The organism is Actinomadura sp. CNU-125 (assembly GCF_001942465.1).
Lineage (GTDB): Bacteria > Actinomycetota > Actinomycetes > Streptosporangiales > Streptosporangiaceae > Spirillospora.
The window spans coordinates 51,067-64,040 of record NZ_MKJY01000144.1 but is presented as its reverse complement, the minus strand read 5'-3'; the positions used below and the strand labels follow the sequence as shown (position 1 = coordinate 64,040).

Sequence of the window (12,974 nt, the reverse complement as noted above, 5' to 3'; positions counted from 1 at the left end):
AAGATGGTGCGCACCAGCGTCGCCACCCACGGCTGCGCCGACCGGGGCACCTTCGTCAGAAGATTCCGCAGGTAGTGCGTCCGGCACCGCTGCCACGCAGCCCCGGGCAACGTCGCCCCGATCGCCTCCACCAGGCCGCGGTGCGCATCGGAGATCACCAGCTGGACGCCCGACAGCCCCCGGGCGACCAGCCCGCGCATGAATGCCAGCCAGCCCGCGCCGTCCTCGGCCGAGGTCACCTCGATCCCGAGGATCTCGCGGTGCCCGTCGGCGTTGACACCGGTGGCCACCAGCACGTGCACGTTGACGATCCGGCCTCCCTCGCGGACCTTCTGGGTCAGGGCGTCCACCCACACGAACGCATACGGCCCCGCCTCCAGCGGACGGTTGCGGAACGCCTGGACCTGCGCGTCCAGGACCTTCGACATCTCCGACACCTGGCTTTTGGAGATGCCCTTGATGCCCATCTGCTCGACCAGTTTGTCCACCCGCCGGGTGCTGACACCGAGGAGATAGGAGGTGGCCACCACGCTGATCAGGGCCTGCTCGGCCCGGCGGCGGCGTTCCAGCAGCCACTCGGGGAAGTAGGACCCCGACCGCAGCTTCGGGATCGCCAGCTCAACGGTCCCGGCGCGGGTGTCCCAGTCCCGGGGCCGGTATCCGTTGCGGCGGTTGATCCGCTCGTCCGACCGCTGTCCGTAGCCGGCCCCGCAGACCGCGTCGCTCCGCGCTCATCAGCGCTTCGGCCATCGTCTTGACCATCGACCGCAACACATCGGGCTCACACGCCCCGATCTGCTCGGCAATCCACTCGGCGGGGTCCACACTGTTGTCGGCGGCCATCGCGTTCCACTCTCCTTCTGGTCTTGGTCGATTCGAAGGATTCACGCGGTGGCCGTCTCACGTCACGACGACATGCCACTTGACCTGGTCAAACTCGTACACCACCTCCGTGGACGCAACCCGATCCGGGCGTTGGGCCGTCCTTCGGCGAACCACTGCGCGGCCTGCATCCGTACTTGTTCTCGTTTGTCACGGCCGACGGCGGTCATCCCGCCGCCCTGGGGGTATCTGGCCATGTCACCGGCATACGCCTGCACCGACGGTCCGTCGACTTACCCGGCCGCCATCACCCAATAACCCTGGTTAGGCGCGCCAGAACTGGGCCAGATACCGTTCGTGTCCTTCGAGTCTTCTCATCGCATCGGCGAAGTCGGGGTCGGCGTCGTTAAAGCCGGTGCGTTGGCCTACGGAGCTGATCTCCCGGGCGGTGCTTTCGCGGTTCCATCCACTGACGCGGACTTGATATCGGCCGTGCGGTACTTCGAAGACGTCGTGGACGTGTCCGGCGGCGATGGCATAGACGCTGATGCTGCCTGTGGGAAGGTCGAGGCCGAACGTTTCGCTCACCTCAGCGTCGGCGGGCTTAGCCGGCGGGCCGTCCCAGAGTTCGAACTCGAGTGTCTTGTCCGGCAGTTCTTCGATGACCCGGATGGTCACTTCGTGCGGGCCATGCCCGATCCAGGTGCTTGCGGGCGGTACCACGTCTGGCTGGCTGTGGGAGGCATCGTGGAAGCCGAACATGTGGTACCCGGTGCTGGTGAGCTTGGACGCCTGCTTGATTATGCGACTCATCACAGGTGAGCACCTTCCTTGGGACGCGAGAGGGCGGGGCGGCGCCGGGCCCGGCGCCGCCCCGCCTCACTCCGGACGGGCGTGTCGTGTCTAGCTAGGGAATCCTGACCCAGAAGCCGTCACGCATGTCGCCGGCAGCATGCGTGGAACTCGAGCCGCCGGTGGCCCAGTCCAGGATGCGGTCGTTGTTGTACCAGGTATTTAGGTCGCTGCCGCCCCAGCCGTTCTGCTGGCCGTTGATCTTGCGGACCGAGAACTGGTTGTCTCGACCGGAGTTCTTCAGGCCCGCGAACTCGCTGGCTGGGAACTCCGCGCGAGCGGCCCCCTCATAGGTGGACGCGAACGGGAACTCGTCGCACTCCTTGTCTCCCGTCGAGGGCGTCTCGGGTGTGTTGTCGTTGCAGTTGCTGCGGACGATCGCCCGGTTGCGGTCGTAGCGTTTCTTGTGGTTGCTGTCGTCGATGGTGGCGGGTTTGGGCCAGCCCCACTTGGCCGGGGCGAGCCGGTGGATGAGGTCGTTGATGCTGCAGCCGGGGATCGCCTTGTCGGGCACCGGTGTGGGGAAGGTGGCCACGTCCGGGTCGCAGGCGTCCCGGATGTGCTCGGCGAGTTCCTTGTACCGGGGGCTGGCGGGGTCGTAGCTGATGTGCGGCACGACGCCCCGGAAGATCGCCCCGAAGCCGGTGCTGAGGTACTTGGCGGAGTCGAACCGGGCGTAGCCGTTCATCGACACCGTCGGTATCACGTCAGGGTCCGCCTGCGTGCTCGGGGTGACGGGGGCGAATGCGGGGCTGACGCTCGTGACCGTCGGCGAGAAGCTGATCATGACGACCTTTTCCTCACCGACCTGCGGTTCCAGGCTCGGGTCGGAGACGGTGGCGTCGCTGGACCACAGCGGGACGGAGATGTGGGGCGATTCCTGCCATTGCTCTATGGTCCGTCCGACCGGGATGGCGTTGGTTTCGCACGCGTTCTGCACGGACGCGGGGATCTGCACTTTGCAGGGGATGGAGGCGTAGATCGGCATGTTCTCGTGCCAGGGGAAGTCCTCGTCGCTGCGGACGTTGAGGAGCTCCAAGTTCAGATCGAAGTAGCGCTGGCTTCCCGACCCGGTGCTTCCGGTTCCGTACACCAGCAGCGTGAACCACACTACGCCCGGCAGAGCGGTCTCTGGGTTGAAGGTGGAGATCATCAGGTCCGCGTGGGTGCAGAAGTGCTTACGGTCCTTGATCACGCCGGTCTTCCAGTCGTCGACCTCGGTGTTGAGGCACTCGTTCCGCCAGGTCGCGGCCCGGGGTTCCGGCTGTGTGGCGGTGGTCTGCTTGGACATGTCCACGCGGTAGGTCTCGGTGCGTTCCCGCGCGAGCATTTCGTTCAGGGAGGGAGCAGGCGCGGCACCGCCTTGGGCGTGCGCTTTGGCTCCGTACTGGTCGAGGTAGCGCTGATACGGATCGCCGGGCGTCGCTGCAGCGGTTCCGGGAAGCATTCCCACGATCAGCGCGACCGCGGCCACAACCGCGGTGAACGCCGAGCCGGATTTTGCCCTGAAGGTCACCGGTTCCTCACTTCGCCGATGCGGGGCAGAGGGTGTTGAAGAAGTCGGCCTTCTCATCGGCGGCGGTCCCGACGCTGATCGACTCGGCGTCGGGGGTCATGGTCCACAGCAGCTCCCACGGCTGCACGTCTTCGTCGTAGACCTCGACCGTGTTCTGGGTACGGTTCTGCCACGCCGACGCCTGGTTGCGGAAGCCGTAGTCGCCGAGGAACTGGTATCCGCCGCAGTCCTGGAACTGCAGCATCCGCCCGCCGTAACCGGCGCTCTCGAAGAAGCAGTACCACCCGATGGGGCAGGTGGCGGCCTGCCCGGCCGGGGGGATGACCAGCTTGACAGAGCCGCTGCTGTAGGTGACTTCTCCGGGGCCGGTCTGTTCGCCTCCGTAGTTGGCGACTTGCGCAGCGATTTGCTGCTGGACGCTGACACCTGGCGCGGCGTATGCCGTCGCGGCGGCCGAGGCGGTCATTACAGCGGTGGCGGCGCCTGCGACGGCGATGCGGGCGATGGCGGCACGGGTTCTCATGCGTTTCCCTTCTGTTGGGTGAAACGCTCTGCTTGATTTGACGCTTACTCGAAACAGAGCGAGATGATCTCCGCGCCTTGGACGTTAAATAACCCTCTGGGTTTGATCAAGCCATGAGTTGCCTAAAATGCGTTGGCCTTGAACGCTCGACCTGCATCTATGTGCCAGATTCCACACCTTGGCAACATGTGGTCATCCTGACGTGTAAACCAGCAGCGTCACCTTGGCGACACTCGCATCAACCAGCAAGCTCGAATTAGCATCTAACGAGGTCAGGAAGCCCATGTACACTTGCCACCGACCGCCGGTGAACACGCCGCCACCGAACGTGTCAACAAGTGCAGGGGACAGCAGAACATAGCAACAAAGTTTCTAATCAAGCAGAACACTTCAAGCATCGCGAAATCTCACCCCAGAACTTCCTGACGATTCTTTGGCGACCCACGCTTCCTGAACGACTACAACGTCATATTGCGCATGCCTGGCCGACACCAACCACACAAGGCCGAATCCGGGCTGGGATCTGCCAGAAGACTGACGACCTGCCGCAATGCCCGGCCAGCCCGACTATCGGCGCAAGTTAGCGGGATCCGGGTAGCCCGAAACGGCGGCCGCCGCGGCCGAACGGGGACCCGGGACCGGGCGGCCCCGGAACCGGGCCGCGCTGTTGCTGGACCTGGGACCGCGACACGTTCGCGGCCGTCCCGATGACGTTCTCGGCGCCGGGCAACGGCAGCAGCCCCCAGGCCAGGTAGACGCTCGCGTCGATGCGTCCCGGACTGTCGGGGTCGGTGGGCTGCCACGTCGCCCACTCGTGCTCGAGGTCGCCGAGCGCGCCCGGCGCATCAGGGACGGTGCGGATCTGCCCGGACAGGAACGCCTGCGCGATCGGCTCGGCCCGCAGCACCTTGTTCTTCTTCGCGCGGACGCCCTCCAGACGCGGCACGAGCCGGTCGGCGGGGATGTCGCCGGCGCGCTGCAGGTCGGTCCAGGCCGTGCGGATCGACCGTTCGACCATGTCGCCGCCGTAGTTGACCTCGAAGATGATCCGGTCGGCGTCCAGCGTCACCGCCAGGCGGACGGCGGCTTCGGACCAGTCCTTGGAGCCGCCGCTGCCGGATCGGTCGTCGGTGATGTAGAGCCGCTGGTCGGGGCCCAGGACACCGCCGATCACGCCGTAGGTGTCGCGGCCGCCGCCGTTGGGGTCGACGGCCACGGCGGATTTCACCGGCGGCGGCATCTGCGCGCGGGCGATCCGCCCGGCGCGCAGGTCGTCCCAGGACAGCAGGGCGCCTTCGACGGCCTGCGGGTCGGCCATGTAGAGCGCGTGCCAGTCTCGCACCGTCACCGAACGGCGCTTGTCGTGCCAGTGGGCGAGCTGAGTGTCGCGGACGTCGGGGTCGATGAGTGGGTGCGGGAGCGGGTCGCCGATCTGGCGGTTCAGGGGGTCGTCGGGCGAGTCGGCGACCGCCGGGAGCCGGATCACCAGCCACCGGCCGCCCTCGGCGACGTCGCCCTCGTCGGCCAGCAGCCGCCCGGACAGGTCAAGTTCGTGCCAGCGGGTCTGCATTACACAAATGGGAGAGCCGGGCTGGAGCCGGGTGACGGCCGTGGACGACCACCACTCGTGGACCCCTTCGCGGATTCGATGCGACTCGGCCTCGGCGCGGCCCTTATGGGGATCGTCGACGATCAGGCAGTTGTGGACGAGTACCTGACCTGCAAAGAAGTTACGGTTGCCGTCCACTTGGAGGTCATAGACAGGTTCGCCCAGACCGCGTAGGCGGTGAACCACGGCCACCGTGTCGTCGCCGACTTGTGATGCACCCGGAGGACGAAAGAGCTGGGCCGGGTGTCCCGTCCGGCCCAGCTCTCGTCGGCGGCCAGGCTTAGTTCTGGTCCATCTCGGTTTCGAGGTCCCTGGCGTGCTGGGTCGCCAATAGTCGATCAACCGCCTTGTAGCACCAAGACCCCCGTCCTTCTGGCATCGGAACAGAGCGTGCGTTCAGGTCCGCGGCGATGCCTCTGAGGCTGAGACCCTGCCGACGGAGGGTGATGACCTCTCTTGTCAGCCCTCGCGACGCGCGGGGCGGACGGCCACGACGGCGGCCGGGTGCGTCGGCCTGGGGTGTGTCGCTCATGGTCACCTCCGCCGCCAAGGGCGGAGCAAGCTGAGCAGGTCGCGCAGCAGGTCCAGCAGGTCCCGGAAGGCCACGTAGCGGCCGTCCATGTTCGCGGGCCGGGCGCGCAGCAGAGCCACTGTGGCCAGCCCGAGGTAGAGCAGAATTATGGCGACCACGGCCGCAATGAGCACTGCGACCAGGACGATCAAGATCATCAAGGCGATCAGGACCCCGGAGGGGCCCGGCTCCGCGATGACGCGGAGGAGTTCTTCCATGGGGACGCTCCCTCACTCTTGGCGAGGAGCGTCCGCCTAGCAGCCCGCGGCGCTCCCCGCCGATGTCTGGAATCGGCTGAGTGAGGGGGCATACCTGGACGGTTCGGCGCGGCGTCCATACCGGTGATAAACCGCGAGTAGCAGGAGGTACAGCGGTGCGGCCGACGATTCGCAACCTGCGGAGGCGAGTTGCCGACAGTGATCTATTCGCGCCATCTCCAACACGGCACGGATGTAGTTCGCGAGGCTTCGCAAGCGCGTCACTAGCACGTTGACGCGGATGCGCAAGGTCACGCTATGGAACGGCGACGAGGTTCGTCCTCGTGCCACTTTCAAATACGCCTGGACGGACGTTATGGCGTGATAGAACTTTGATTCGCCTCGGTAGGTGTGAGCTTCGTCGGGAACGACCAACAAGCGACTCTTGCTCGCAGCGGTTGTAGCGAAGACTATGACTGGCTGCTCGCGCCAAGCGGCGTGCACCTGCTCGACCGCCGCGCGTCCGTTCACCCTAAACTGGGCCCGGCCGGATTGGCGGGGGGCGAGGAGTGTAATTTTAACCGTGCGGCCATCGTTCTCGCTGGGCACGATGCTCTCGATGAGTTGTTCCGCTTTCGACCTAACGCGGCCGAGCTGAGCTGGGAGCCCGCGCAACTCACGCTGAGACACGCCCTGGCTCAACATTCTCGTCGCCGCTAGGACCGCCAACATGCCGCTAGCGTTGCGGTGTTCACACAACGAGGACAAGGACAGTGATTCAGACAGCAGAGAGTTCTGCGGGTGCCCCACCCGCGCCAATGCCTCCAAGGTTTCGGTCTCCACGTCTGTCGTCACGTCCCCGTCACCTCCCTCCCGTTGCTCCTGAGCCCTGACGGTAGCTGACTCAGCTCGGTGTCCCCGTAATTCCGCTCGCGTTTCCTCGGGAGAGAGCACACGCGGGCAACGGGCGAGGGCCGCGCGTGTGCGCGCCTTGCCGGTGAGACTGGCCTCCGGCCGGATCAGCGGCGGCTGGTCTCGCTCGGACGTATAGGACCCCGCGACGTCCAGCGCGTCTCGGCGAGAACGGCGTCTGGATCGGGCGGTCCAAGGGGGCAGCGCGGGGGTCGGCTGGCGGCGGCAGCGCAGGCGGCATTGCCGCGCTTGCCTTGCCCCCCGCCGTAGCGGGCGCTGGCGCAGCTACCGAGGTCGACGTCGGCTCGGATGCCGGGTTGGGTGCTGCGGTCAGTATGGTGTTAGTCACCGGTCGGCTCTTTGGTGTGGCCGTGCAGGACTCGGGCGGCGAGGACGGAGTACTCAGCGGGCGGTAGTGGTGTGGCCGGACCCAGCGCTGGCGGCGCCGTCGAGGCGTTCGATCAGCGCCAAGCCGCATTGTTCGCGAGGGGCAGACAGGCGTTGCGAGGCGCGGTCCGGGACCTTCCGCCAGAAGCGGGGTAAGACGAACGTTGGGACCCAGCGTGGCACCTCCAGCTGCTCCGTGTCTCAGGGCTCGCCCGCTTCGACATGCCGTGGAGCAGCTTCGACGGTTGAGCCGCCACATTCGCGGGGCCGACCGTGTTCGCTCGTTGTTCGCTCGGCGGTTTTGGACCGGGGCGGCATGTGGCGGGATGTGGCGGCATGGAGATGGTGCTGTATGCGGACAGACTGGTAGAGTCGAACACTGAGAGCGCTGCTCTGATACGAGAGCTCCGGACTTTTAATCCGTAGGCTTGTGGGTTCGAGTCCCACGCGACCCACCACCCCTGACCAGGGAAAACGCGAGATTGCCCCGGTTTGCCCCCCGCCCGGTTCGTCCGGGTATGTTCCCCTGTTCGCTCGGTGTTCGCTCGTTGGTCGCGCCCCGCCCTCCAGGCACGCCCCGTCTCCCTCTCCTTGGGGCTTGACGATGCCTTTAAGTCACCTAATGATCAGCCCTAGTCATAGTTGATGACTTGACAGCACCTGCACGTACTACACTTCGACGCCAACGCAACCGGCAAGTGAGCGCCCAAACCCGACGTTCCATGCGCCCTGTGCCCCGCCACAACATCGCCCTCTCGTACCATGCTGTCGCCCTCGGTGGGACCCATGCCCTCCATGTGGGCAGGCAGTGAACTGGTTCCATCCTCACCTGGTCTGGCGGTGACTGGTGGCGAAGGGAGCGAGGATGGGGTCAACTCACCGAAGGCCTCGGCAAGCCAAGCCCCAAAATCTCCTCTACCCGATCACCAGGGCTGATGCGTTCTCAAACCAAGTCCCTGAAAAGGAACCACACCCATTTGGACACGGGTGTGGTTCCTTTTCAGGGCTGCGACACGAGGTCGCGCATGGCGAGTGAATTCGCAGATTGGAGGCCGGTTATGCCAGATGCGTAGTTCCTGATCAGTGTTCGAGATCGGTCCCCGCCCCGACACGCGCTCAACAGGTCCTGCCCGTCGAGGGTGTGAAGCTCGGGGAAGACGCCCAAGGGCCCCTGTTCCGTCCGGGGGAGCAACCGGGCAAGGGGAAGACCGGACGGGTGAACGCGAGTGAACCCTTCGATGAGACCTCGTCAAAGAGAACCCTGGACGACGGGACGAACACCAGGGGTGAGGGCCTGGCCGTCGGAAGAGGCGGCAAGCGGCGCCCACTCCCTCTGTGCCGGGCGTGGGAACACCGCCGGCCTCGGGGTTTAGAAGGGCGCCCTCCCCGGTCGTGTCTCGTGTGCGCGGAAGGTGGAAACCTCGTCGAGGTCCGGATCGATCCGATTCGGTAGGCCGATCCTAAGAGGGGCGGAATCCCTCGGCGGGACAGGATGCCCAACAAGCGGATGCCGGTGGCCGAAAGGCAACGGGACCTGCGACGACGTGGCCGCTCCTCCAGGCGGCCTGTCGTGGGGAACCGGCCGGATGCCGGACTGAGCTTCCGGACCCGAAAGGGTGCTGACGTGGGCAGGTGAGCCTTTGAACACCGAAGCCGAACGGCCGGGCCGAACCGAGGGGCAAGTTGGACACCATCATAGTGAACGGACCCCAGGACGTTGTGGATTGGAACGCCATCGACTGGCGTAATCATGAGCAGAACGTAGTCAGACTGCGGCGAAGGATCTTCAAGGCGACGCGGGAGCAGGACTGGGCCAAGGTCCGGTCCTTGCAGAAGATGATGTTGCGGTCCTGGTCGAACACGCTGGTCAGCGTCCGTCAGGTCACGCAACGCAACACCGGGCGCCGGGCGGCGGGGATCGACGGCGAGGTCGCTCTGACCTCGTCGGCCAGGGCAGAAATGGCGGTGCGAGCGCACCGGTCGCGTTCGTCCTGGGATCCGCTGCCGGTCCGAGTTCATCCAGCACGCCATCATCTCCAACGGCGGCGCGGCTCCCCGCTCGATCCACGCCGATCGCGGCACGTCCATGACCTCGAACACGGTCACCGGCCTGCTCGCCCTGCTGGGCATCGACCAGTCCCATTCCCGCCCGCACGTGTCCAATGACACCCCCTACTCCGAAACGCAGTTCAAGACCTTGAAGTACTGTCCGACGTTTCCCGGACGGTTCGGGGCGATCGAGGACGCCAACTGGTTCTGCGGCCGGTTCTTCACCTATTACAACCACGAACACCGCCATTCCGGGATCGGGATGCACACCCCTGCGACGGTCCACGACGGCACCGCCGCGCAGATCCAGGCCCGCCGGGCAGCCACCCTCCACGCCGCCTTCCAGGCCCACCCCGAACGGTTCCGCGGCCGACCGCCCTCCCCGCCCCGCTACCGCGCAAGGTCTGGATCAACCCGCCACCCGAAGCACTCAAGACCGACAATGAGTCACAAACCACCGACGTAGCCTGACGTCTCATCCGGTTTGACAGGTTCCGCCTTGACGGCTCCACCGACACAGCAAGGAGCCGAGCACGCTGCGCGTCGGACAGCCGAACCTCGACCGCAGACCTGACTTCGGTCACGGCTCGTGAGTCTTCTGGGGTATAGGGCTGTGACCTGTGGCAACGCATGGTTCTTAGTGCGTTTTCACGCACTAAGGGGTGGGTCGTAGGGTCTGGGAGTGGCTTTCATCCGGCAGGTTCGTACGGCCTCGGGAGCTACGGCCGTGCAGATCGCCGAGTACGTGCCGGGCCGGGGGCAGCGGATCATCGAGCATGTCGGGTCGGCCCATACCCCGGCCGAACTCGGTGTGCTGCTGGAGCGCGCCCGTGGCCTGCTGGCCGGCCCCGGTCAGCAGATGCTCGACCTCGAGGTCGAGGCGTCGCCGCCGGTGGCGGATCTGGTCCCGCCGCCGGAGGAGCCGGTGCTGGTCGCCGAGCCCGGAGTGCAGCAGTCGGCCGGGCGGGACGGCCCGGACCGCGTCGTGGCGACCGGGTCGCAGCTGCTGTTCGACGCACTGGCCGGTGTCTACGCCGACCTCGGGTTCGACCAGGTCGCAGACGCGACCTTCCGCGACCTGGTGATCGCCCGGATCGTGGAGCCCACCTCGATCATGGACAACGGACGTGTTCTGACCGACCTGGGACAGGCACCGGCCAGCGAGAAGACGATGCGCCGCACCCTGGCACGGGCCACGGCCGGCAAGTACCGCGATCGGATCGCCGCGGCCTGCTTCGAGCACGCCGTCACCGCCGGGGACGTGTCGTTGTGCCTCTACGACGTGACCACGCTCTACTTCGAGGCCGACAACGAAGACGGCCTGCGCAAGGTCGGCTACTCCAAAGAACGCCGCATCGACCCCCAGATCGTGGTCGGTCTGCTGGTCGACCGCCACGGGTTCCCGCTGGAGATCGGCTGCTTCGAAGGAGACACGGCCGAGACCACCACGATCGTGCCGATCACCGAGCAGTTCGCGCAGCGTCACGACCTGGCCGACATGGCCGTGGTCGCCGACGCGGGCATGCTGTCGGCCAAGAACCTCACCGCACTGCACGAAGCTAACCTGCGGTTCATCGTCGGCTCCCGCACGACGAAAGCGCCCATCGATCTGGCCTCCCACTTCCGATGGCACGGGGACGCGTTCACAGACGGGCAGGTCATCGACACCATCACCCCCAAGAACAGCCGCACCACCGAGAACGGCCAGGCCAAGAAGGCCGAACCGGTCTGGGACCGGCGGCGGCATCCGGGGTCGTGGCGGGCGGTGTGGGCCTACTCGGCCAAGCGTGCGGTCCGCGACACCAGGACGCTCACCATCCAGGAGAACCGCGCCAAGGACGTCATCGCCGGGGACAAGAAGGCCAAGACCACCAGATTCGTCAAGAACACCAACGGCGGACGCACTCTGGACCGGGCGTCCCTGGAACGTGCCCGCCGACTGGTCGGCCTGAAGGGGTACGTCACCAACATCGATGCCGCCACGATGCCGGCCGCCGAGGTCATCGCGTCTTACCACGACCTGTGGCACGTCGAGCGGTCCTTCCGGATGTCCAAGACCGACCTGCGCGCCCGGCCGATGTTCCACCACACCCGCGACGCGATCGAGGCCCACCTGACCATCGTGTTCACCGCTCTGGCGGTCAGCCGCGAGGCCCAGAACCGGACCGGACTCGCGATCCGCAACCTCGTGCGGCAACTGCGGCCCCTGCGCAGCGCGACCATCGCGATCAACGACGCTACCCAGACCTTCCCACCGACCCTCAGCGATCGCCACCGCGAGATCCTCCTCGCCCTGAAAGGCCCCGGCGTCACGCACTAAGCCGATTGACCGAGCTCAGGGCAGACGGACCTGGATGCGATATAGCCATCAATATACAAACTTCATAGGCGAATTTCAGGCGGAGGACACTAGGTGAGTGGGCGCGTGCGCTACTTGTGCGCGATAATGCAGCTCGCGACGGGGTACTCCGGGTGGTAGGCATCGAGTTCAGCAGCATCCAGTTCCTCGGCTGGCACGCCCATGTATGAGGCGATGACGGTGAGGGGATTGCCGTACTGGCGCACGCGCCGCTCGGACCAGTCGTGGAACATGGCTGTCAGAGCTGCCGGCAGTGGACGCCAGTAGTCGTTGGGAGCTTCATGGACGCGCTGAGCATTGGGGACCATGCAGTAGGCGGTGCCGCCTGGGCGGAGCCAGCGCCACATATTGGCAACGACCTCCCAAGGGCGGGCGGTGTGCTCGAGCACGTTGAAGGCAACGACGGCATCCAGGCACTCTGGCGGCAGCGACGCGGGGTCTGTTGCGTCGCAAAGGAGTGAGACTTCGGGATCCGCCGCGATGTCCATGCCTCGATACCGAGCAGCTTTTGTGAAGCCGTAGGCGTCCCTATTGCCGTCACGGCCGCCGATCTCGACCACTTCTCCGCTTACCTGGCTGCGGACCTCTGCGATGAACTGGTCAAGGTAGTGACGATCAATGGGTGTGCCGCGAGATTTCCCAAATGCCGGGCAGATGGGAGTGAGTCGCCGCAGTTGGCCCCAGTCGATCCTTCCAAGGACCGGTGCAACGTATCCACGCTCGTCCAGGTTGTGAAGGAGCAGACGAAAATCGGACGTAGTACTGGAAGTGGAACAACCGCGTAGCGACCCGAAGCCCCGCAAAACCTGTCGCGTGCTGCGACTCAATTCAGTCAAGTCTGCAAGTGGTTCCATCTGTTCATCGGCAATCAGGAGAAGCGACGACCCTCGAGAGAACAGAGACAGCCTTTTGGTCTTTTGTTTAAACTCCTCGAAGGTACGCTCCACCTCGACGGGGACCGGACCGTTTCGGTGAGCCGCGAAAGCCTTCTCCGCCTCTACCAGATCATGCTCGTGCAGCAGGATCTCCAGGATCAGTAGATGGTCTGGCGTAAAGAGGAACTCCGGCTCTTCTGCTGCCCAGCCCAAGTTGGTGAAGGGGCCGTTCGCCTGGCAAGACAGGGCTACCGTCGAGGTGTATCGACCACCGGCTTCAATCACACGAACTCCTCTAACAT

Annotated in this window: 8 protein-coding genes and 2 pseudogenes; 3 read left to right on the top strand and 7 right to left on the bottom strand. The window is 65.6% G+C overall.

Annotation, left to right across the window (positions count from 1 at the left end; translation table 11 throughout):
* The 6 genes and pseudogenes from BJF79_RS18390 to BJF79_RS18365 form a co-directional block, all read right to left on the bottom strand.
* Nucleotides 1-843, bottom strand: a pseudogene (locus BJF79_RS18390) (IS256 family transposase); the annotation flags it as partial.
* 303 nt (nucleotides 844-1,146) lie between these two features.
* Nucleotides 1,147-1,635, bottom strand: a complete 489-nt coding sequence (locus tag BJF79_RS18385) for a hypothetical protein (protein ID WP_143220018.1) — start codon at nucleotides 1,633-1,635, stop codon at nucleotides 1,147-1,149.
* A 94-nt stretch (nucleotides 1,636-1,729) separates the two neighbouring features.
* Nucleotides 1,730-3,190 (bottom strand): hypothetical protein, encoded by a 1,461-nt coding sequence (locus BJF79_RS18380; RefSeq protein WP_158079221.1) that lies wholly within the window; start codon nucleotides 3,188-3,190, stop codon nucleotides 1,730-1,732.
* A gap of 7 nt (nucleotides 3,191-3,197) precedes the next feature.
* Entirely contained in the window at nucleotides 3,198-3,713 is a 516-nt protein-coding gene (locus BJF79_RS18375) for a peptidase inhibitor family I36 protein (protein ID WP_083733564.1), read from the bottom strand.
* A 580-nt stretch (nucleotides 3,714-4,293) separates the two neighbouring features.
* On the bottom strand, nucleotides 4,294-5,508 hold the full coding sequence (locus BJF79_RS18370; RefSeq protein ID WP_262402233.1) for a hypothetical protein: 1,215 nt from the start codon (nucleotides 5,506-5,508) through the stop codon (nucleotides 4,294-4,296).
* 348 nt (nucleotides 5,509-5,856) lie between these two features.
* Nucleotides 5,857-6,111, bottom strand: coding sequence for a hypothetical protein (locus BJF79_RS18365; protein ID WP_075899048.1), 255 nt, complete (start codon nucleotides 6,109-6,111; stop codon nucleotides 5,857-5,859).
* 2,976 nt (nucleotides 6,112-9,087) lie between these two features.
* Here BJF79_RS18365 and BJF79_RS67050 point away from each other — a divergent pair.
* The 3 genes and pseudogenes from BJF79_RS67050 (at nucleotide 9,088) to BJF79_RS18350 (ending at nucleotide 11,758) form a co-directional block, all read left to right on the top strand.
* A complete protein-coding gene (locus BJF79_RS67050) occupies nucleotides 9,088-9,555 on the top strand; it encodes a reverse transcriptase N-terminal domain-containing protein (RefSeq protein WP_410050106.1) in 468 nt (155 codons plus the stop codon).
* A pseudogene (locus BJF79_RS18355) lies at nucleotides 9,449-9,909 on the top strand (transposase); the annotation flags it as partial. The gene BJF79_RS67050 and the pseudogene BJF79_RS18355, both read left to right, overlap by 107 nt.
* Before the next feature lie 211 nt (nucleotides 9,910-10,120).
* A complete protein-coding gene (locus BJF79_RS18350) occupies nucleotides 10,121-11,758 on the top strand; it encodes an IS1634 family transposase (protein ID WP_075899044.1) in 1,638 nt (545 codons plus the stop codon).
* 110 nt (nucleotides 11,759-11,868) lie between these two features.
* On the opposite strand, the gene BJF79_RS51105 is transcribed toward BJF79_RS18350, so the two are convergent.
* A complete protein-coding gene (locus BJF79_RS51105) occupies nucleotides 11,869-12,957 on the bottom strand; it encodes a class I SAM-dependent methyltransferase (RefSeq protein ID WP_083733561.1) in 1,089 nt (362 codons plus the stop codon).
* Nucleotides 12,958-12,974 lie beyond the last annotated feature (17 nt).